Below are 20452 nucleotides of genomic sequence, written 5' to 3' on the forward strand. Positions count from 1 at the left end.
AGGCTTCGATGAACTGAAGCGATCTGCCGTCGAAAACTGCGTAACTCGTTGAATCTCAAGGAGTTTTCCGTTTCGACTGCGCCGGAAGTGGGGCGAATTATAGACCTCCAGAATCTGCCGTCAACCGTTAATTTCAGTTTTCTGTGTCCCCCAAAAAATTTCTTCTATATATAGACGCAACCGCCACGGATGCGCAGCATATAGTCCATCGCCCAAGACACCGCCTTCGGATGACGCCTCACAATGACAGCCCATCTTCCTGGCTCCCGAATCCGCCCTACCCCCGCCCCCTTGCTTAATCCAGGCGAGACCGTGGTGCTGTTCGACGGCGTCTGCAAGCTATGCAACGGCTGGGCGCGTTTTCTGATTCGTCACGACAACAAACAGCGGGTACGCCTGGCGGCAGTGCAATCGCCAGAAGGTCAGGCATTGCTGGCATGGGCCGATCTGCCGGTGGATCAGTTCGACACTATGGCGGTGATCCGCGACCAACATTACTGGGTACGATCGGATGCGTTCTTCGAAGTCATTGCACAACTGCCGGCTCGTTGGTCGCCGGTCAGGCTTCTGCGAGTTTTCCCACGAGCACTCAGAGATTGGGCCTACGACCGCGTGGCATTGAATCGTTATCGGATCTTTGGCAAGTACGACACCTGCCTGTTGCCCGACCCCGATCACGAACGTCGCTTTCTCAAGTCGCCAATGTGAATGCTCCGCTACAGCATCAACTGCAGCCACTGCCCCGGCGTCATCTTCGTATACGTAGCACTTTTGCCATCACCGAAACGCTCAAACCATGTCCCCCAGCGACGCAACCCGGCGGCCCAGACCCTGTGGTCACGCACCAACCCATTTACCTCATGCAGTTGACCATTGCGCAGTTGGCGGATCGGCTTGCCCGCATACGCCAGCCCCCCCCCCTCGATCGTCGACAACCCCGGCGTTTTCGCTGACGAGGAAATGCCGTGCTCGATCGAGTCGATGCGTTTGAAGTGATGGCGCTGCTCATCGATGATCGCCGACGACAGCGTCGGCACCGAATTGCAACCGCTAAGGATGGCGACACCGGCCTCTCTCGGTCGGGCATCGAGTACGCTGATGCCATTGACGAACGTCCGGCAGTCCGCCAGATCGCAATAGTTGACGCCCGCCTCGATGCAGCTTTCGGCCACCGCATAGGATTGCAAAGTTTCCATACCCGCCAACCACCAACATCCTGAATGCGATCAACGCTTCCCTGAACAATTCAACAACTGCCCCGCAACCGGGCTCGGCGCAGCTTCCCTGATATCACCGGGCCAGGCAAGACAGCGTCGGTAGAGTCAGCGCCGTATCGGCCAGATTGATTCCAGTCACTGGGATAACATGCAGCGCTGCCGGTGGCACATCAACTTGTACGATGTCTTATCACAGGGTATTACTACGTCTCCTCAACAAAAATAAAACCACGGAGATCGCTACATGGACTCATTCCTGTCCGCCAAGCCTGAAAGCCTTGATCAAACGAAAGGCAATACCCGCCGCAGTTTCCTGAAAAAGTCGCTCGCTGTTTCCGCCACGCTCGCCACCGTCGGCAGCGCCGCACTGCCCCGCTTCTCCGATGCCGCCGAACCTTTGAGTCAGCGCTACCCTGATCCACTGATTCACATCCTCGACGACAGCTTCCTGGATCTGCGTATTTTCAACGCCAGTGTTGAAAAACTCGCCACCGGCATGCGCTGGGCCGAAGGACCGGTGTGGGTAGGTGATGGCCGGTATCTGTTGGTCAGTGACATCCCCAATAATCGCATCATGCGCTGGGACGAAATCACCGACACCTTCACCGTGTACCGCGAACATTCAAACTTCTCCAACGGCATGTGCCGGGATCGCCAAGGGCGACTGATCGTTTGCGAAGGCTCCACCACCACTCGCGAAGGGCGCCGCATCACGCGCACCGAACACAATGGCACGAGCATCGTGCTGGCTGACAGTTTCGACGGCAAGCCCTTCAACTCGCCCAACGACATCGTCTGCAAAAGTGACGGCTCAATCTGGTTCACTGACCCGCCATTCCAGACCGGCAATAACTACGAAGGCCACAAAGTCACCCCGAGCCAACCCCATGCCGTGTACCGCATCGACGGCGAGAGCCAAAAAGTCACTCGGGTAATCGACGACCTCAACGGTCCCAACGGCCTGTGCTTTTCTCCCGATGAAAAGACCCTGTATGTCGTCGAAGGTCGCGCCAAGCCCAATCGCCTGATCTGGGCGATTGCGGTGAAAGACGACGGCACCCTGGGCGAACGCCGCAAGCACATCGAAGGCTTGGACTATGCCGCGATTGACGGCATCAAATGCGACGAAGCGGGCAACCTGTGGTGTGGCTGGGGCGGCAATGGTGATCCCAAGGCCGACCTTGAAAAACTCGACGGCGTGCGCGTTTTCAATTCGCAGGGCAAGGCCATCGGGCACATTTCGCTGCCAGAGCGCTGCCCGAACTTGTGCTTCGGCGGACGCGAAGGCAATAGACTGTTCATGGCCAGTAGTCACTCGATCTACTCGTTGTTTGTAAATACGCGTGGGACTACGTTTGCGTTGTAAAAACGACGCTGGTATCGCGATTGTTCCGTGAGTATCGAAACAAGCTCCTGCCGCGCATCCGAGGCTGCGCGGCAGTCAAGCCCATTCATTGTGCGCGTCCACCCGCAGCCTCTACAGAATGACGACGTTTGCCCGTATTTGCCTAAGGCCTATCCCCTGAGTAGAATGCGATTAATTATCAATTGTATACTTGCCGGGATTCCGATGCGCAGCGATGAAACACTAGGCACTGCAGATCTAGGGCTGCTCTATCGCACCCACCACTCGTGGTTACACGGCTGGCTGATCCGACGCACTGGATGTCGCGATAACGCAGCAGATCTGGCGCAGGACACCTTCGTGCGACTGCTCAAATCCCGTCAGTCCAGCCCCTTACGCGAACCACGCGCCTATTTGAGCAGTATCGCCCGCGGACTGATGATTGATCAGTATCGTCGTCGTGAACTCGAACGCGCCTACCTGGAAAGCGTCATGTTGCTGCCTCAACACGAGGTTCCCTCAGAGGAAAGCCGGCTGATGATTCTTGATGCGCTTGAGCGCATAGACCGCATGCTCGGCATGCTTAAACCGAGAGTTCGCCAGGCCTTTTTATTTGCCCGACTCGACGGTCTGACGTGCGCGCAAATAGCCGAAAAGCTGGGTGTTTCCCGCGCGACCGTAGAACGCGACCTTGCCACCGCTCTGCAACACTGCTATCGCTTGCGTTATGTCCAGGCGTGAGCCGCAGGCGCTGGATCCGGCCATTGTTGAGCAGGCGATTCAATGGCTGGTGCGCCTTCGCTTCAATCAAGCCGATGAACAAACGCAGCATACGTTTGAGCATTGGCTGCAGCAGCGCCCAGAGCATGTATTGGCGTGGCAGCGTGTGGAAACGCTTGGGGATGAGTTCGCCGGCGTGCCACCTCAACTGGCCCGACAAACCCTCAATGGCACCAACCATGGAATCCGGCGGCGGGAAAGCCTGAAGCTACTGGGCATATTGGCTACCGTTGGCGCTGCAGCCTGGCTCGGCCGAGACTACACACCCGTACCAGCCATGCTTGCGCAGCAGCGCAGCAGCACCGGCGAGCAACGAAGGTTCCAGCTCGATGATGGCAGCCTTATCCAGCTCAATAGCGATAGCGCGGTCGACAGCGATTTCGACGCCCGGCGACGCCTGATCATCCTGCGACGTGGTGAAATCATCGTAAATGTCGGCGCGGATCAACACTCGCCTCAAGCACGGCCGTTCTGGGTGCAATCACGTGACGGGATCATGCGCGCTCAGAGTTCCCGCTTTCTGGCGCGCGAACGTGACGATGGCACGCTGGTCGCGGCTCAGGAAGGATCGGTCACGCTGTTTCCCGGCTCCAGTCAAACGCCTGCAAGCCGCAGCGTCGAGGCAGGAAATCAGCTATTGCTCACAACCAGTGGCGTGCGAAAGGTCAGTGACCAGGGGCTTGATCTATGGAGCTGGGGGGACGGGGTGATCAGTGCGCGCAATATGCGCCTCAATGATTTTATCGTGGAGTTGTCGCGTTATCGCCCCGGGGTATTGCGTTGCGCCGAAGAGGTCGCTGATCGTCGCGTTTCCGGCACCTTCCAGCTCGCCGATAACGATCAGGTTCTGGCATTGATCGCGCAGTCACTGCACTTGCACATAGATTACCGGACCCGTTTTTGGGTCACCGTGACCGCTGCCACCTGAGTAAATCAAAACCTTTTACTACCTGAAAATTAATGAGGTGGTTTCTCATTCTCGTTCGACCTCTAAGGAAGGCCGGAATACAGGCCAGTCTGCCGATGTCCTTTCTTGGAGCGAGAAAATGAGTTCGTCCCCGGTGTCACAGCGCCATCCATTAAATCGAGCCTTGCACGGTGCGATTTTGGGTGTGATCGTCAGCATCTACGCATTGCCGTCGCTGGCGCAAACATCGAGCGCTGCCCCGCGCAATCAAGTCAAACAGTGGAACGTCGCTGCGGGCCCACTGGCGCCGGCGCTTGACCGCTTTGCGCGCGAAGCTGGCATCAGTCTTTCCTTCGACGCGTCGAGTGTCGCGAACCGCACCACTGCTGGCGTGAATGGCACGCTCGATACGTCGGCAGCGCTGTCATTGTTGCTGCAGGGAAGCGAGTTGCAAGTCGAACGGCAAGGCCCGAATGCTTACCTGCTGGTCCCTCAAGCAAAGACTGCCGGCCCGCTGGAGCTCGACGCAACGGACGTCGAGGACTACCGCCTTGCCCCCCTGATCATCAATGCCAAGGTCAGGGTCAGTGCCGACGACGACGCCAACTCGGTGGTCGCCAAGGAACTCTGGGTTGGCGGCAAGGTGGCAACCAGCATTCTCAACACACCGGCATCGGTGTCGGTTGTTACCAACAAGGAAATGGAGCAACGCAGCGTCAGCACCACGGAAGAGGCGCTGCAATACACGCCGGGCGTGATCAGTGACTTCTACGGTACGGATGACCGCAACGACTATTTCCAGATCCGCGGCTTCCAGGCCACCACCTACCGTGACGGCTTGACCCTGAGTTCGATGCGCGGCGTACGCGAAGATCCATTCGCTTATGAGCGTATCGAGATTCTGCGTGGCGCCAACTCCACGCTGTTTGGCCCCGCGGACCCGGGTGGTTCGGTGAATTTTGTGACCAAACAGCCGCGCTTCGAGCAGTTTGGCCAAGGCTATGTGACCTACGGTTCGTTTGACCATGTCGAGACAGGCATCGATGTCGGGGACGCGCTGAACGACGAGAAAACCCTCGCTGGCCGCTTTACCGCCAAAGGCCAAAACAGCGACCGCGAGTACGATCACTCGCAGGACGACAACCAGTTGTTTATGGGTGGCCTCACCTGGGCACCGACGGATTACACGTCGGCGACGATGATTCTGGATTACCTCAAGACCGAAAGTTCGCCAAACAGCGGTGGCTATCCGCTGGACAAGGAATACGACCGCAGCAAGTTCTATGGCGAACCCAGCTATAACTTTCACGATGTCGAGCGCACCAGCCTCAGCGGTAACATCACCCACGACTTCGACAACGGCTTCGTGCTGCGCAGCAACCTGCGTTACAGCAAGTTGACCGATGATTTCGGCTACGTTTACCTCAGCGACAGCGCTGCACGTGTCGGCACTACCGTTGACCGGTATCAGTTTGGCACGGACACCGAAGCCGACCAGTTCAACGGCAATCTGATGCTGCAATACGATGCCCGCTTCGAGAACATCGACAGCAGCAGCCTGGTGGGCGTGGAGTACCTCGATTCGACAACCAGGGAAAGCTCGGTCTACGCCCCGACGACCTCGATTGACATTGCCAATCCCGTGTTTACTGGCGTTTCACGCGCAATCACGCCATACGCCGTCAACAAGCGAGACGCGACCACCAAAGCCGTATTCCTTCAGCAGAACCTGTCGTTCTACGAGCGTTTCATCGTCACCGGCGGTGTGCGCAACGACTCGATGGATCTGACCAGCAAAGGCTTGCAATCCACTGAGAAAGACAACTTCTCCGAAACCTCCTACCGAGGTGCGTTGACCTACATCGTCAACGACGAGGTGTCCACCTATGTGAGCATGGTGGAATCCGTCTCGCCGCCGCAGGTTGGGGTGACACCGCAGACGGGCAGGCAGTACGAAGTAGGCGTGAAGTATGCGCCGATGGGGATGGACGCACTGTTCTCCGCAGCCGTTTACGACCTGACCCAGGAAAACGTCACCATCGCCGTGGTGCTGCCGAGCGGCATCATTGAGCAACAAACGGTGGGCGAGTCGCGGGCGCGCGGCCTCGACCTGGAGGCCAAGGCGCAGGTGACGCAGAACCTGAGCCTGATCGGTGGCTATTCCTATATGGAGTCCGAGGTATTGCGCGGTTCGTTGTACGACGGGAGTTCTCTGAAGGGTAATGAGTTCTCCACGGCACCCAAGCACTCCGCTTCGCTCTGGAGTTATTACGACGTACCCGGCACTGATGTCAGCGTTGGCTTGGGTGCGCGCTACGTCGGCTCTTATTACTTCGATGCAGCCAACTCCGGCAAAAGCGATGGCACCACACTGTTCGACGCCGCCTTCAACTACAAGATCGCCAAGGGTACCGACCTTGCAGTGAATGTCAGCAACCTGCTGGATGAGCAGCACGTGGTCGGTTCCGGCACAGCGAACTACTACAACCCGGGTCGGGAGATTACCGCCAAAGTCAGTTACAACTGGTAAGCCGGCGTGTAAGCCTTTTTTTCATATTGGAAGCGGTGCCCGCTTTACCGCGGGCAGCGTCAACCTGGCCATCAATCGGCAAGGTGAAGCAAAGGTGTTCGATTTTAATCGTTACGCGTCAGCTATAACTGCCTGCCATGCTGACCGCTTGTCGTTGACCGAGAGAGCGGTGAACGTCAGAGCGCCCTGTCCTTGGCTAAGCAATACGCGTTGACGAACGTTGCCGTATGCTGCAAGGCCTGACGTATGTCCGGTTTAACTATTCCATGCCTGTTGGCAAACCGCTCGACCGCCGCTGTGTTGAAACGAGTGGTCTGGATAAAGTCCAAGGCTTCGGGTTTTGTATTCAAAAACCACGCGACCGGAGGAATACTCAGTAGCCACTTCAGCAGTCGAAGTGAAATGTGATGTTTGGGAGACTTCAAGCCCAAAGGTTTAGCCACCTGTGCCAGGAGTTCTCGCAAGTTTGGCGTTTGATCATCAAGCGCCAGCAGTTCCTCGCCCACCATGGCAGGATCAAAAGCACAAACAGCCACCAGTTCGACCAGATAATCCACGGTGACCAGTGGCAGCCAGTGCTCGGCGGTACCGGGCACTGCAGTCATCTTGCCCTGCACCAGGTTGCGTATCAGCGCCACCAGCGGCTGACCGTCAAGGATATGCCCGGTGCGGCTGTGGCCACAGACCGTCGCAGGGTGGACAACGGTCATCTCCCCGCCCTTGGCGGACATGACCTGCTGGGTCGCAAAATGCGCCTCCAGCTTGCTTGCCTCGTAACCACCGACACGCCGGTAGACGGCGGGCCAGTTCGTCAACTCCGGCTGACAAGGATCAATGCCGATGCGTTGCAAATGTTCATGATTGTTCAGCATGTAGCCGCCGATCATCACTAAACGGCTTTTTTGCTCAGCCGCCAACAGCGCCACGCGCTTTGCTCCCTCCACATTCACCGCACGAGACTGCTCCACCGAAAGCCCCCATGCGAAGTGGGCGCCCAGGTGGAAAATGACACTGGCGCGCCTCAGCACTTCCTGATCAGCCAGACTCAACCCGAGATTGTCCTGTTCCAGATTGCCAGCTACGGCAAATACCCGTGCCGCGCACCCGCCCAAATTATCAACTTGCTCGCGCAACGCAGCCAGCCGCTCCGGGCGACGCATCAACACCCGAAGGGTGTGACCTTTTGCACTCAGGTTCGCCAGCAAATGTTGACCGATAAAGCCGGTACCCCCCGTGACAAAGCACTCCACGCTCATTTCCCTACTCCTTGTTGAAGGTGAGAAATCCAGCGTAAAGTATCGACCCAACTCTACAGTCAAGCGGTGTTTTCATGAAAATCGGCGAACTCGAGGCTCGCAGCGGCGCCAGCCGTCATACCTTGCGTTACTACGAGCAGATCGGCCTGATCTCACCGCTGCGGCAAACCAACAATTATCGTGTCTATACCGAGCGAACCCTACAGGATCTGGACTTTATCCAGCGCGCGCAAAGCATGGGATTTTCCCTGGGGGAAATAGGCGAGATTCTGGATGCGCAGCGCAACAAGCTGATCGATTGTGCTGACGGCGCGAAGCTGATTGAAAAGAAGATGGCCGAAATCAAACAGAAAATCGCCAACCTCCAAAGCATTCATCGGTACCTGGATGTAGAGCGTGCGGCCCTCGAAGCGAGTGCTGCCAGGCAACTTGAGCTTCAACAGTTGAGCGACGCTGCCAATCATTGAACCTACGGCAACTCGCGTGGGAAGGCTCCTGCACAAAGTGTGATGTCGCGATTATTTCGATCGCGAATCGACTACCCGTTGTCGTTGGTTGACGTGGGCGGGCTCTCGTCAGAACGTCCGCCAACGTCACGATTGAAGTGCCTTGCGACTCACGCCGAACGCTTTTCCACCCAGCGCCGATATTGCCGAGTGCGAAACGCCATACCGATCTGCTGCAGTATCAGCGCGCGCAACGGTGACACGTTCGGCTCAGGCTTTTTTTCCCGACTGAGTTTGCCCAGCTGAAACTTCACCACCGCCATGTTCGCCAGGGCGGCAACGGCCTTGTTTTTCCAAGTGATCGGCGGCAATTGCGGGGCGTTGTCCTTGCCCTGCTGCCAGTCGCGCGGCAGGTACGGATCGATGGCCAACGCGGTACCGATGCCGACCATGTCCACACCACTGTGCACGACGCTTTCGGCCACCGGACGACGGCGGATGCCGCCGGTGACCATCACTGGCATTTTGGCAACGGTCTGAAGGTCCCGGGCAAATTCGACGAAATAGGCCTCGCGAGCCAGAGTTCGACCATCGCGCGCCTCACCTTGCATGGCCGGAACTTCGTAGCTGCCACCGGACAGTTCCACCAGATCCACGCCCAGATCGTTGAGCAGCTCAACGACCTTTTTCGCGTCGTCAGCGGTGAATCCACCGCGCTGGAAATCGGCAGAATTCAGTTTCACCGCTACGGCAAACTCTGCAGAAACCACGGCCCTGACTGCCTTGACGATCTCGACCAACAACCGCGCGCGGTTCTGCAGAGAGCCGCCCCACTCGTCCGTCCTTTGATTGGTCAGTGGCGAGAGAAACTGGCTCAACAGATAGCCGTGGGCGGCGTGGATTTCCACCCCAGTGAAGCCGGCCTGTTCACCGAGGCGTGCGGTGTGCGCAAAACGCTGAATGACGTCCTCAATCACACTGGCGGTCATGGCGTGGGGCGTGGCGAAACGCTTGGACAGTTTGCCCAGGTCCAGCGGTACCGCTGATGGCGCCTAGGTTTTCTGCCCGAGGTTGGACTGCATCTGGCGCCCCGGGTGATTGATCTGCAACCAGAACTGGGCACCGGCAGAACGGCCGATCCGCGCCCAGCGCTTGAACTTGTCGAGTTGCTGATCATCTTGCAGCACCACACCGCCCGGCCCGGTCATCGCGCGGCCGTCGACCATCACGTTGCCGGTGATGATCAGCCCGGCACCGCCATCGGCCCACGCCTGATACAGACGCATCAGCTCTGCGGAGGGCGCCTGGTCGGCGTCCGCCATGTTTTCTTCCATGGCGGCTTTGGCGATGCGGTTTTTGATGGTTGAACCGTTGGGTAGGGTCAGGGGGTCGAACACATTCATGGTGCAGTCCTCAACTGGAGATGAGGCCACCATAAGATTGAAGTCAACTTTAAGGTCAATTACTTTTTTCAAGATCATTCAATGTTGATTTCGCTCGACCCTGGCAAGTGCGTCACTAGATCCGCGCCCAACAACCGCGCAGGTGTGTAGGCACCGCCGGGTGGTGTTGTCCGCAACAGATAGCCGACCACCGCCAACGCAGCGTCGATCGTCAGGCTGTAAACGTTCGCGGTGTGCACGCGAGCGACTTTGCTTTCACCGCGCGCATTGCGGGCCTCGCCCCACACATAGGTGCCTTGGTCAGCACGTTTTGCCTGATCCGGACCGGTCACTGTCTTGCCGATGCGCGCCTTGAGCAGCCGCTGCACAAACGACAGTCCCAGCAACGGACGAATCCAGTTGGCGAGCCTGGCGCCGCGAATCATCCCCGCCGATCCCGGTATGAACACCTCGATATTGGCGATGCCGGTGGTGTGCCAGGCGGTGGACACATCGCCCCAGGGGATGGTCATCGCCAGCTTCTCCCCGACACCGAAATCGATACGCCGTACCCGATAGGCCAGAGGCACGGAAACAATCTTGCCGTCACGTCGGACCTTGCCGCCCTGCGCCAGGCCTTCGATTGAAGTCTTGGCAGTGCCGGGTGAAAAGCTCGAACGTGAATCGAAGCCCAGCGCCAGATGCGTCGCATCCGGCAGCGCGTCTTTCAGGGCGGCGGCAACGCAGTCGGTCGGGACTACATCGAAGCCGACGCCGGGACAAATGACTGACCCTGCTGCCCGCGCCCGCTCATTCAGGGACTGCGCATGTTCGAATACGGCAATCTCGCCAGTGATGTCCAGATAGTGCGCGCCGGCCCGCAGGCAGGCCTCGATCATCGGCGCGGCGGTCGCGGAAAACGGCCCCGCGCAATGCAGAATCAAACCGTGGCCCTTGATCTGCGCCAGCAACCGCGCAGGGTCGTCCAGACCGAACACCCGGGCTTCGAGACCCAGTTCCCGGGCCAACGCTTCGACCTTGTCGCGGCTACGTCCGGCCAACACCGGCCTGAGTCCACGCCTGACGGCATCGCGAGCGATCAGTTCGCCGGTATAGCCGTTGGCGCCATAAATCATCCATTTCATCGGTGTATCCGGTTGGTCTTGCTGACTCATGCCTGGCTCCTGAGTGGATTGATGACCGGCGTTATTGCCTTGCCCAATCAGCTTCAGACGCTAGCGTTAAAGTCAGGTTGAGGGTCAAGCAAAAGTCCGATGGCATCAGCACAAATTATTCGCAGCAGCGGGGTTGACCTTAAAGTGAGGTTTAAGGTGAGCATGCGCTGACCTGCTTGCTCGATGGAGCCCGGATGATGCTCAAGACCCTTGTTTCCTCTGCCCTGCTATTGATAGGTGGTGCTTTCATGACGTTTGCAAATGCTGAGTCGGCGGCGATCAAGGATCGCCAGATCCTGGTGATCATGACCAATCACGCCAGCTATCCCTCGCGATCCGATACCACCGGCTTGTGGCTGACCGAGTTGACCCACTTCACCGATGTGGTGGAAGCCGCCGGCTACACCACCGTGTTTGCCAGCCCCAAGGGTGGCGCGGTGCCTCTGGACGAACGCAGTCTGGGCTGGTTGTACATGGACAAGGCTGCGCGGGAGCATCTGCAGTCTCCGGCCTTCCGCGCGCGCCTGGCCAATACGCTGCCGATCGCCGAGGTCGATCCGTCCCGCTTCGGCGTCATCTACTTCACCGGGGGCCATGGCGTCATGTGGGACTTTCCCGACAATCCTGACCTGCGCCGTGTCGCCGAAACCATCTACAACCAGGGCGGCATCGTGTCGGCCGTGTGCCATGGCGTGGCGGGTCTGCTGGATCTGAAAGACAGCCAAGGCCAGTTGATCATCAAGGGTCGAAACATCACCGGGTTCTCCGACCGCGAAGAGCTGCTCTCGGGCATGAAAAATCAGGTGCCGTTCTTTCTTGAGGACCGCCTGGTGAGCCAGGGCGCGCGCTACCGCAAGGGCTGGCTGCCGTTCACTTCGTTTGCCATTACCGATGGAAGACTGGTGACCGGCCAGAACCCTCAATCGCCCAAGGCCGTGGCTGAAGCCGTGATGGCGGTGCTCAGCGCCGGCGAACGAACGCGCTGAATCTTTTTGTAGTGCCTACCCACCGGAGAAAGTCCGATTGAAAGTCGCGAGCGCCGTTTTAACAGGATTGCTGATCACCACTTTTGCCAACGCTGCGTTGGCGGAGACACCTGAAATGCCCGATCTGACCGAGACCACCACCATCGACATTGCCGGCCATTCAGTCCCCGTCGTCAAGGGTGGCCTGTATGACCGCTTTCGCTCCAATCCGCCGTTGTCGGTGATTGCGGCCGAAGTCCCGGGCGTTGATTTGAGCTGGTTCAAGGGCATGGCGAAGAACAAGGTCGACATCGGCTTCGAGTCGTTTTCGCCAAACTTTTACTACCAGAACAGTCGTGTCACGGCGATCTACACAGCCGACCTCGACCGGCTCCGGGCGTTGATGCCGCCGGAAATACTGGCCACCGTGCAGCCGTTGCAAGTCTGGCCAGGACGTGGCTTGATCGCGTTTACTGCGTACACCTACGAGCATTGCGATAACGATGCCTATAACGAAGTAGCCGTGTCGATCATTACCAACAAACCCGGCAAAACCAACCTGGGACCGCTCACGTTGATTGGCCAGTCGATGTCAGAAGATTTCTGGGGTTATGTGCTCAAGTTGCCGGTCAATACCGAGCTGGCACGGGTGCGCGGAGTGGTCGGTTACAACCTGCCGAAGTGGCTGACCGGCATTGATCGCAAAGAAAACGGGCAATCCGTGATCTATGAGATCAGTGACAGCCAGACCGGCAAACCGGACGTGTCCTTCACCGCGAAGAAGCTCGACAAACTGTCGCGCGATGAGGATATCGTCACCAGCAGTTTCACCAACCTCGATCACCAGGGCCAACTGGCCTATGGCTACGCGGTGTCGCGCCAGCTCAGCCACGGTTCCAGCCGGGACGCGGATGCCGCCACGCTGACGCTGGGCGATGGCAGCCTTTCTAATTATCTGCGCGATTTGAAGCTGGGGAAAATGCTCAAGTACGAATATGTCCCTGAGTTCCAGAGTGCGCTCTATGCGCCAAAACCGCTTGCCACGCTGGTTGGCAAGCGCTGAAAGCGGTAACGCCCGTCAGGCTCTGGATGCCTGACGGGCGTTGGTTTTTCTTGCCGCAGCTGCTGGCTGCTTGTCGGGCGCAGAAGCCACGCCTTCTTCGCACAGCCGTTGGATCAGCCTCTGCGCATTGTCCGCACACGCCATCCCCGCAGGTTTGCCCTCGATCCCTTTGATGACCAGCAGCAGTTGTTCCTTGTTCTGCGCCAGCCGTTGCTGCAGCACCTCGATTTCATCGACCTTTTGCTTCAAGCCACTGAGCAATTGGTCGTGCTGCCAACCGTTGGCATTCATCGGCATTAACTGACGGATTTCCTCCAGGGAAAAACCTGCCGCCTGCGCGCCGGTGATGATATGCAACACCCACTGTGTGTCGGGGGCGTAATCGCGATAGCCATTGGCTTTGCGCGCGACCGAAGTGATCAACCCGCTCGCTTCGTAGAAGCGGATGCGCGACGGCGCCAGTCCGCTGATTTTTGCCAGTTCACCGATTCTCATGTCCGACTCCGCAAGCACGTTAACCTTGAAGCTGACTTTAAACCTGAAGGAGCGCAAGCGCCAACTCGGCAGATCAAGCCAGCAACTCAGTGATCCACTGAATCTGTAGCGAAATTTCTTCCAGTTTCTCCCCGGGCACTTCCTGGCGCGCCTGTTTGAAACTGGCCAGCGTTTTCTGTCTCTGCCGTAAGAGACGCTGCCATTTGGCGAGGAATGCCGGACTGCGCGCCTGCATCTGCAATGGGCCGAAGTACAACTGTCGGGCGCTGTAGCTCACCGGGGCACCGCGCTCGGCGACGATGATTTCGTAGAAGAAACGGTTTTCCTGCAGCACTTCCTCATCGAGGATGCGGTAACCGTTATCCATCAGCCACCGGCGCAGGGGTTGCTCGCCGCCGTTGGGTTGCAGGATCAGCCGTTCGTGGCCGCGCAAACGCGCCTTGCCGCTGTCGAGAATGTCACGAATCGTCTCGCCGCCCATGCCGCACAGGCTGATCGCGGTAATCCCGTCGGACGGCTCGATCGCCGCCAGGCCACTGGCCAGACGCACAGTGATGAACGGCTGAAGATCGTTGTCGCGCACCGTGCGCACCGCGGCATGGAACGGTGTCTGCGCTACCTCGCCGGCCACCGCCGCAACGATGGCGCCACGGCGCAACAGGGCCACCGGCAGATAGCCGTGATCCGAGCCGATATCCGCCAACCGCGCGCCAGCCGGTACATGCGCCGCCACCCGCTCCAGTCGCATGGACAATGTGTGTTCGTTCAACTGCCGCCCTCTTCCCCAGCCATCGCCGGCGCTGCTGGCCGGACAAGGGGCGCGACTCTAGCGGGCGGTGGCGGGTATTTCAAATCCGGACGCGCGCGCCGGTGTTCCGACGTAGCCTCGATGCAGAGGCGCATGCGTCGGCTATCCTCATGGCAACCGGTCTACGAATCTGCGCGCAGCCCTGTCTCAAAACAACCCATGCACTCTTGGAAAAGATCAATCTTGAACACAGCCCTCGGCGCGCTGCTGACCAGCGATTTCCTGACGTTACCGAAGCCTTGATCGAGCGCGAGCAGCTTCACCGGCAAGGTTACGCGCTGCTGCGCGATGCGATCCCGGGGAATTGGCTCGCCGACCTGCGCGCGATATTCGATGCGAATGTGCAAGCATCGGAACACTGGCCGGTACCGCGCGGCATGGACTGGCGCCATTCGCTGCTGGACCTGGATGCAACGGTGCAAGCGGTGTGTCGCCTGCCGCAGGTTCTGACGGTGGCAGGCGAGTTGATCGGCGAACGCTTCTTCCTGTCCCAGGTCGAGGGTCGCGAACCGCTTGCCGGCGGAGGCCATCAGCAACTGCACCGCGACTTGTCGATCCAGCGGCCCGGCGACATGGTCAACGCCATCGCCTTTTTCGACGACTACGGCCCCGACAACGGCGCCACGCGCATCGTCCCGGGCAGTCACCGACCTTCACCACAACAGCCACCATTCGACCCCAACGACGAGACTGCTGTCGTGCAGCTTTCAGGGACTGCGGGGGACATTTTGCTGTTTGACGTCGATCTGCTCCACGCGGGCAGTCGCAATGTGAATGGCGCACGTCGGCGCTCTATTCTGATCAACTATTGCGCGCAGGCGCTGTATAGGACGCAGCTGGAAACAGCGGGCTTGCGCGGTGTGCGAATGGACACCCGTGAGCAGTTTGATCCCGCATTGCTGCAACAGGCTCGCCAAATGGCTGCGACCCGGATTTAATGCGCGCTTGATGGGCACATGCCCGGCTCCACTTCACCGAGTAGAAACATGAACCGCCAAAAGAAACTGCAGCAGTTGTTCAAGGAAAAGGCCAAAAAGGCCAGCGCCAAACTGGCGCCGAAAAAGCCCAAATACATCAGCAAGGCCGAGCGCGCAAAGATGGCTGCCGAAGCGGCGGCCGAACCGGTTGAGAGCGGCGAGAGCTGATTCTGCAATTCAGGTTTCGATCACACTCAGTCGGCTGAGACAGGCAGTCGGCACGCCAGCCACGCGCCCCAGAACAGACTGCTGAAAAAGCGCGTCGCCTGGCCAAATCCCGCCTTATGCAACAACGCCTGAACCGCTGCTTCGGAATGCGGCGGATCCGCGCCCTGCAGGATTTTCCCGAGCTTGGCGGCCACCTCCTCAGCACTCGCGCCTTGCTGCCGCCATCTCTGCCCCCACGCCTGCAGCAATAACGGTTGGCTGGCATAGGCGTAGTGATTGCCCGCCACAATCAGCGGTGCGCCCGGTTTCAGCCGCGCCTGGACCGAGCACAGGATGTGTTGTTTGGGTTCATCACCCTTGAGGTGATGAAGCACACCGATCAATGTTGCCGCATCGAAGGATGGGGCGGCCGGCAAGTCATCGACATGCCCGAGATGCAGCTGCGTTCTGTGCAGTAATTCATGGGCCTGCAATTGCTGCGTCGCGGCGTCCAGCATGGGTGCCGAAGGATCGACAGCGGTGAAACGCCAGTCCGGCTCCAGCGCGGCCATTGCGATGATTTCCTGCGCCGTACCCCCCGCGCCCACCACCAGCACGTTTGCCGCCCGCGCCGGGCCGAGCGTGGCCGCCAACATGCAAGCCGCCAGATCGTGACAGGCGTCGTAACCGGCCAGTGCGATACGGCTCTGTCTGGCGTACTCGCTGGCGCGCGAGGTGTCGAATTTTGCTGCAGGGTTGGTCGAGGATGAGGCCACGATGATTCTCCTTGTCGTTGGGGCACGCTACGCCGGGAAACGAGACGAGAAAAATCGAATGTTTTCATGGGCCACATTCCTGCCGGGAATAGGGATCGGCTGTAGCTTATAACCGGCGAAATTCCCCGGTCATCCGCTGGAGTTCAGCAGGCTTGTGGAGCGGGTGGCGTTGTGATTGTCCGGGGGCAGTCAGATGCTGCGGCCATGATCAATCCGAATTGCCGTTTATTGTTGCAGCCGCTAGCCTCGGCAACAGCCAAAAGCACAAATCAGAGACCCGCATGACGCTACGCCCCGCCACCGATGGTGACCAGACAACCCTCTTTGACTTGCATCGAGCAGTCTTTCGCGAGCACATCGAAAAAATATGGGGCTGGGATGAGAAGTGGCAACGGGCAAATTTCACAGCGGAATTCGCCTGCGCAGCCACTTCGATTATTGAACAAGATGGCCGGATTGTTGGATACGTGCAGATTCTGGACAAAGAAGATCGAATCCATGTTCAGAACATCGCTATTTCGCAGGCGTACCAAGGCAAAGGCATTGGCTCGCGCATTCTGAGGAACCTCCAGCTGCAAGCTGCTGCCCGCAAGGTGCCTTTGCAGTTGGGCGCTTTTCGCACGAACACATTGGCGCAGAAGCTCTATGAACGACTGGGCTTTCGCCGGACTGGCGCAACCGACACGCATATCGAAATGTCATGGACCGGCGCCTGACAGTCAGCAGCCGTGATCCGAATCCTTCGGCGTAAAAGACCTTCCCTGACTCAACCTGCAAGGACATTCAATGACACGCTCGCTGCAGTTCGAACAAGTCGACGTATTCGCCGATCACCCCTACGAAGGTAATGCGCTGGCCGTGGTGGTGGATGCAGATGGGCTGACGACCGAGCAGATGCAGGCGTTCGCCCGCTGGACGCAACTCAGTGAGACCACTTTTCTGTTGAAGCCCGAGGCGCCGGACGCGCACTACCGTGTCCGCATCTTTACACCGTTGCGAGAGTTGCCCTTCGCTGGGCATCCGACCCTGGGCAGCTGCAAAGTGTGGCTCGCGCAGAACAACGACCATGAGCAGGTCGAGATTATTCAGGAGTGCCCGGCGGGCTTGATTCGGGTACGCAAACAAGGTGCGCAACTGGCGTTCTCCGCGCCACCATTGGTGCGCAGCGGGCCGCTGGAGGCAACGACGCTCAACCTGATCGAACAAGGACTCGGCCTCTCCACCGGGCAGATCCGCGCGAGCCAATGGGTCGATAACGGCCCGGGTTGGGCAGGCGTGTTGTTGGCGAGTCGCGAAGACGTGTTGGCGATCAAGCCTGATTACGCGGCGCTGCGGGGGCTGAATGTCGGGGTTATTGCGCCGTGGGCGGGTCCAGACGCTGAAACGGACGTGGAAGTCAGAGCCTTCATGGGCGAGGAATGCGCCGAGGACGCCGTCACCGGCAGCCTCAATGCAAGCCTGGCTCAGTGGCTGATCGACTCAGGCATCCTTGGCGACCGCTACACCGTGAGCCAAGGCACCGCCATCGGCCGCCGCGGCCGATTGCACATCCAGAACGTGGACGGCACCGTCTGGGTCGGCGGTGCCGTTCAGCACTGCATTTCCGGCCGGGTGGTGTTTTGATGAGCCATGGATGCCAGGCTGCGGCATTATGAGGACAACTACAGCAAAACACGCACGCCCTACGGCGCCCCCGCCCTGCTAACCGGAAATTTTCCGCCGTGCCCGGTTCGATCACCTAACCTCATAGATTGTGTGATCAACGAGAACCGGCCCCTCCGATGCGCAACACATTGAAGGCATTGTTTTTTGTCGCGCTGACCGTGCTCGCTGCGGGCAGTTCGCTGCTGTGCGCGGCGGATTTGCCGGCGCCCTCGGCGACCACTGCGGCGCCGCTGGTGGAGGTCTCGCAAAGTGATCTGCAAGCCTTGCAATTGCGTCTCGACGGACTGAAGCAGCAGATTTCCGCCGCCAACAATTACAACCAGCTCGAAGGCCCGCAGGACCGGGTGCAGACGTTCATTCTGGATGTCGATCGGTTGTCCGCATCGTTGTTGCCGCAGCAGGCGCAACTGGCGGTGCAACTGGGGGTGCTCGGCGCCGCACCGGATACGCAGATTGCCGCCGAACAGGCGGAAATCGCCGCACAACGGGCGCAGCTCAACGAGCAAAAAAACAAGGTCGATGCCACGCTCAAAAGCCTTGCCGCGCTCAAGCAGAGCGCAGCCGAGCTGATCACGCAAATTGCCGGGATTCGCCGCACATTGCTCGAAAGCGAACTGACGCTGCGCACCGACAGCATTCTGAGCCCGGCCTTCTGGTCGCCGCTGGTGGTGCCGGAACCGGATGATCGTCAGCGCCTGAAGTTTTTCATCGATCAGGTGAACCTCACCTGGGCCACCGTCTGGGCCCCGGGGGAACGGTTTTTCACCTGTGTGCTGGTGCTGTTGGCGTTGGCTTTCTGGACGGTCGGCCGCCGACTCGCCGAACGTGGCCTGACCTGGCTGTGCATCCACCGCATGCCGGAAGGTCGCCTGCGTCGCAGCGCGCTGGCCTTCGCCTCGGCGCTGGCGACCCTGGGCACCACAGCCATCGCCCTGCACCTGCTGTTCTATGCCTGCACCCGTCACGAGCCGTTGACGCCAGTGCTGCAGACTTTTTCCGAAGAATTCGAAAAAGCCGTTTACGCCTGCGTCCTGATCACCGCGTTGAGCCGCGCACTGCTGTCGACCCAGCATCCTTCATGGCGGCTGCCGTCGATGGCCGATTCGGTGGCGCTGGCGTTGCGCCCCTATCCGAGGATTCTCGCCGCCACCCTGCTGGTGCTGGTGACGCTGGTGCAAGTCAGCAACGCCACCGGCATGAGCAGCCAGATCGTGATCGCCCAGCGCGGGGTGATTGCCATCGTGGTGATCGTGATTCTGGTGCCGTTGCTGTTGCGCGTCGGCAAAGTGCGCAAGGCGTTGATCAGCGCCAATGAACCGGAGGCCGCCAGCACGTTTGCCGGAGCGATCTACAGCATCGCCACGGTGTGCATGGGCGTGTCGGCGCTGGCCTTGCTCACCGGCTACGTGTCGCTGGCCCGCTTCATCACTTTTGAGCTGGTATGGGCCTATATCGTGCTGGCCGGGTTCTATTTACTGGTGCAGGTGGTCAAGGACGCCTGCGAGTACCTGTTCTCGCCGCGCTACTCGGCGGGCAAGACGCTCAAGCAGACTTTGGGCCTGGGCGACCGACGGCTGGAACAGATCTCGATTGTGCTGTCCGGTGCCAGCCGCGCCGGGCTGTTGCTGCTGGCGGTCATCACGCTGTTCGTCGGCGGCATCGGCACCACGTTCGGGCAACTGACCAGCAATGTCCTGGGCATTCTCGGTGGCGCCGGCTTGCGCAAGCTGAACATCGTCCCTGCGCACCTGATCAATGCCGTGCTGGCGCTGCTGATCGGTATCTACCTGATCCGCGCCCTGCGCCGCTGGCTCGACAACGAATTCCTGCCCAAGACCGACATGGATCCGGGCATGTGCGCGTCGTTGAGCACGCTGTTTTCCAACATCGGATATGCCACGGTCATCCTCCTGACGCTGTCGTCACTGGGCGTGCGCTGGACCAATCTGGCGTGGATCGTCAGTGCGTTGTCGGTGGGGATCGGTTTCGGTTTGCAGGAGATCGTCAAGAACTTCGTCTCCGGGCTGATCCTGCTCACCGAGCGCCCGGTGAAGGTCGGCGACCTGATCAGCATCAGCGGCGTCGAAGGCGATATCCGCCGGATCAACGTGCGCGCCACGGAAATCCAGCTCAGCGACCGCTCCATCGTGATCGTGCCCAACTCACAACTGATCTCGCAGAACCTGCGCAACGTCACCCTTGGCGGCAGCGCCCAGGGGGTGGCGAGCCTGGAGCTGATGTTCCCGCTGGACATCGACCCGGAAAAGGTCAAGGAACTGCTGCTGAACACCTACCGCGAAAACGAAAACATCCTCGACAAACCAGCGTCGTACGTACGCTTCAGCAAGCTCTCGCCCGATGGCATCACCTTGACGGTGACGGGCTATGTCGGCAGCCCACGGATCGTCGGCGGGACCAAGAGTGATCTGCTGTTCGAGATTCTCAAGCGGTTGGGGGATGAGGGGATTGCGCTGGCGAAACCGGCGTCGAGCCCGTGACCCCTAAAAGGTTTTGCGGT

Annotated in this window: 18 protein-coding genes and 2 pseudogenes; 13 read left to right on the top strand and 7 right to left on the bottom strand. The window is 59.3% G+C overall.

Annotated elements, in window-relative coordinates; translation table 11 throughout:
* The first annotated feature begins 243 nt into the window (after window positions 1-243).
* Entirely contained in the window at window positions 244-708 is a 465-nt protein-coding gene (locus L6D63_RS06975; protein ID WP_095669021.1) for a thiol-disulfide oxidoreductase DCC family protein, read from the top strand.
* Between the two features lie 50 nt (window positions 709-758).
* On the opposite strand, the pseudogene L6D63_RS06980 reads toward L6D63_RS06975, so the two are convergent.
* Window positions 759-1184 (bottom strand): annotated as a pseudogene (locus L6D63_RS06980) (saccharopine dehydrogenase); the annotation flags it as partial.
* 277 nt (window positions 1185-1461) lie between these two features.
* Here L6D63_RS06980 and L6D63_RS06985 point away from each other — a divergent pair.
* From L6D63_RS06985 to L6D63_RS07000, 4 genes are all read left to right on the top strand, one after another.
* Window positions 1462-2583: an SMP-30/gluconolactonase/LRE family protein gene (locus L6D63_RS06985; protein ID WP_131671377.1), complete on the top strand. Its 1122-nt coding sequence runs from the start codon at window positions 1462-1464 to the stop codon at window positions 2581-2583.
* 204 nt (window positions 2584-2787) lie between these two features.
* Window positions 2788-3303: a sigma-70 family RNA polymerase sigma factor gene (locus L6D63_RS06990; RefSeq protein WP_095669019.1), complete on the top strand. Its 516-nt coding sequence runs from the start codon at window positions 2788-2790 to the stop codon at window positions 3301-3303.
* On the top strand, window positions 3290-4270 hold the full coding sequence (locus L6D63_RS06995; protein ID WP_095669018.1) for a FecR domain-containing protein: 981 nt from the start codon (window positions 3290-3292) through the stop codon (window positions 4268-4270). The genes L6D63_RS06990 and L6D63_RS06995 overlap by 14 nt, the downstream gene beginning before the upstream one ends.
* A gap of 118 nt (window positions 4271-4388) precedes the next feature.
* The gene (locus L6D63_RS07000; protein WP_095669017.1) at window positions 4389-6779 is read left to right on the top strand and encodes a TonB-dependent siderophore receptor; all 2391 of its coding nucleotides are present in this window, start codon (window positions 4389-4391) and stop codon (window positions 6777-6779) included.
* Window positions 6780-6955: 176 nt separating this feature from the next.
* Here L6D63_RS07000 and L6D63_RS07005 read toward each other — a convergent pair whose 3' ends face one another.
* Window positions 6956-8035, bottom strand: coding sequence for an SDR family oxidoreductase (locus tag L6D63_RS07005; RefSeq protein ID WP_131671376.1), 1080 nt, complete (start codon window positions 8033-8035; stop codon window positions 6956-6958).
* A 74-nt stretch (window positions 8036-8109) separates the two neighbouring features.
* On the opposite strand from L6D63_RS07005, the gene L6D63_RS07010 reads away from it, so the two are divergent.
* Window positions 8110-8502, top strand: coding sequence for a MerR family transcriptional regulator (locus tag L6D63_RS07010; protein ID WP_131671375.1), 393 nt, complete (start codon window positions 8110-8112; stop codon window positions 8500-8502).
* A gap of 149 nt (window positions 8503-8651) precedes the next feature.
* On the opposite strand, the pseudogene L6D63_RS07015 reads toward L6D63_RS07010, so the two are convergent.
* Both L6D63_RS07015 and L6D63_RS07020 read right to left on the bottom strand, forming a co-directional pair.
* Window positions 8652-9884, bottom strand: a pseudogene (locus L6D63_RS07015) (NADH:flavin oxidoreductase/NADH oxidase family protein).
* A 74-nt stretch (window positions 9885-9958) separates the two neighbouring features.
* On the bottom strand, window positions 9959-11038 hold the full coding sequence (locus L6D63_RS07020) for a saccharopine dehydrogenase family protein (RefSeq protein WP_131671373.1): 1080 nt from the start codon (window positions 11036-11038) through the stop codon (window positions 9959-9961).
* A gap of 194 nt (window positions 11039-11232) precedes the next feature.
* Between L6D63_RS07020 and L6D63_RS07025 the strand changes: the two genes are divergently transcribed.
* Window positions 11233-12024: a type 1 glutamine amidotransferase domain-containing protein gene (locus L6D63_RS07025; RefSeq protein WP_095669013.1), complete on the top strand. Its 792-nt coding sequence runs from the start codon at window positions 11233-11235 to the stop codon at window positions 12022-12024.
* 37 nt (window positions 12025-12061) lie between these two features.
* Window positions 12062-13066 (top strand): acetoacetate decarboxylase (ADC), encoded by a 1005-nt coding sequence (locus L6D63_RS07030; RefSeq protein ID WP_131671372.1) that lies wholly within the window; start codon window positions 12062-12064, stop codon window positions 13064-13066.
* A gap of 15 nt (window positions 13067-13081) precedes the next feature.
* On the opposite strand, the gene L6D63_RS07035 is transcribed toward L6D63_RS07030, so the two are convergent.
* Both L6D63_RS07035 and L6D63_RS07040 read right to left on the bottom strand, forming a co-directional pair.
* Complete coding sequence (locus tag L6D63_RS07035) at window positions 13082-13561, bottom strand: MerR family transcriptional regulator (protein WP_047293783.1); 480 nt, start codon at window positions 13559-13561, stop codon at window positions 13082-13084.
* 73 nt (window positions 13562-13634) lie between these two features.
* Window positions 13635-14330: a tRNA (adenine(22)-N(1))-methyltransferase gene (locus tag L6D63_RS07040; protein WP_095669010.1), complete on the bottom strand. Its 696-nt coding sequence runs from the start codon at window positions 14328-14330 to the stop codon at window positions 13635-13637.
* 278 nt (window positions 14331-14608) lie between these two features.
* Between L6D63_RS07040 and L6D63_RS07045 the strand changes: the two genes are divergently transcribed.
* Together L6D63_RS07045 and L6D63_RS07050 are read left to right on the top strand one after the other, a co-directional pair.
* Complete coding sequence (locus L6D63_RS07045; RefSeq protein WP_047293778.1) at window positions 14609-15307, top strand: phytanoyl-CoA dioxygenase family protein; 699 nt, start codon at window positions 14609-14611, stop codon at window positions 15305-15307.
* 48 nt (window positions 15308-15355) lie between these two features.
* Complete coding sequence (locus tag L6D63_RS07050) at window positions 15356-15514, top strand: DUF2986 domain-containing protein (protein ID WP_131671371.1); 159 nt, start codon at window positions 15356-15358, stop codon at window positions 15512-15514.
* Window positions 15515-15540: 26 nt separating this feature from the next.
* Here L6D63_RS07050 and L6D63_RS07055 read toward each other — a convergent pair whose 3' ends face one another.
* Entirely contained in the window at window positions 15541-16269 is a 729-nt protein-coding gene (locus L6D63_RS07055) for a class I SAM-dependent methyltransferase (protein ID WP_047293777.1), read from the bottom strand.
* A 218-nt stretch (window positions 16270-16487) separates the two neighbouring features.
* On the opposite strand from L6D63_RS07055, the gene L6D63_RS07060 reads away from it, so the two are divergent.
* The 3 genes from L6D63_RS07060 (at window position 16488) to L6D63_RS07070 (ending at window position 20432) form a co-directional block, all read left to right on the top strand.
* Window positions 16488-16985, top strand: coding sequence for a GNAT family N-acetyltransferase (locus L6D63_RS07060; protein ID WP_236170296.1), 498 nt, complete (start codon window positions 16488-16490; stop codon window positions 16983-16985).
* Between the two features lie 70 nt (window positions 16986-17055).
* Window positions 17056-17892, top strand: a complete 837-nt coding sequence (locus L6D63_RS07065) for a PhzF family phenazine biosynthesis protein (protein WP_131671370.1) — start codon at window positions 17056-17058, stop codon at window positions 17890-17892.
* A gap of 158 nt (window positions 17893-18050) precedes the next feature.
* Window positions 18051-20432: a DUF3772 domain-containing protein gene (locus L6D63_RS07070; RefSeq protein WP_131671369.1), complete on the top strand. Its 2382-nt coding sequence runs from the start codon at window positions 18051-18053 to the stop codon at window positions 20430-20432.
* Window positions 20433-20452 lie beyond the last annotated feature (20 nt).

This window comes from Pseudomonas parakoreensis (assembly GCF_021602155.1).
GTDB classification, from domain to species: Bacteria; Pseudomonadota; Gammaproteobacteria; order Pseudomonadales; family Pseudomonadaceae; genus Aquipseudomonas; species Aquipseudomonas parakoreensis.

Bases quoted from the DNA above. Each gene is read 5' to 3' on its own strand.
- L6D63_RS06975 (WP_095669021.1), top strand. From the start codon at position 244: ATGACAGCCCATCTTCCTGGCTCCCGAATCCGCCCTACCCCCGCCCCC.
- L6D63_RS06985 (WP_131671377.1), top strand. From the start codon at position 1,462: ATGGACTCATTCCTGTCCGCCAAGCCTGAAAGCCTTGATCAAACGAAA.
- L6D63_RS06990 (WP_095669019.1), top strand. From the start codon at position 2,788: ATGCGCAGCGATGAAACACTAGGCACTGCAGATCTAGGGCTGCTCTAT.
- L6D63_RS06995 (WP_095669018.1), top strand. From the start codon at position 3,290: ATGTCCAGGCGTGAGCCGCAGGCGCTGGATCCGGCCATTGTTGAGCAG.
- L6D63_RS07000 (WP_095669017.1), top strand. From the start codon at position 4,389: ATGAGTTCGTCCCCGGTGTCACAGCGCCATCCATTAAATCGAGCCTTG.
- L6D63_RS07005 (WP_131671376.1), bottom strand. From the start codon at position 8,035: ATGAGCGTGGAGTGCTTTGTCACGGGGGGTACCGGCTTTATCGGTCAA.
- L6D63_RS07010 (WP_131671375.1), top strand. From the start codon at position 8,110: ATGAAAATCGGCGAACTCGAGGCTCGCAGCGGCGCCAGCCGTCATACC.
- L6D63_RS07020 (WP_131671373.1), bottom strand. From the start codon at position 11,038: ATGAGTCAGCAAGACCAACCGGATACACCGATGAAATGGATGATTTAT.
- L6D63_RS07025 (WP_095669013.1), top strand. From the start codon at position 11,233: ATGATGCTCAAGACCCTTGTTTCCTCTGCCCTGCTATTGATAGGTGGT.
- L6D63_RS07035 (WP_047293783.1), bottom strand. From the start codon at position 13,561: ATGAGAATCGGTGAACTGGCAAAAATCAGCGGACTGGCGCCGTCGCGC.
- L6D63_RS07050 (WP_131671371.1), top strand. From the start codon at position 15,356: ATGAACCGCCAAAAGAAACTGCAGCAGTTGTTCAAGGAAAAGGCCAAA.
- L6D63_RS07065 (WP_131671370.1), top strand. From the start codon at position 17,056: ATGACACGCTCGCTGCAGTTCGAACAAGTCGACGTATTCGCCGATCAC.
- L6D63_RS07070 (WP_131671369.1), top strand. From the start codon at position 18,051: ATGCGCAACACATTGAAGGCATTGTTTTTTGTCGCGCTGACCGTGCTC.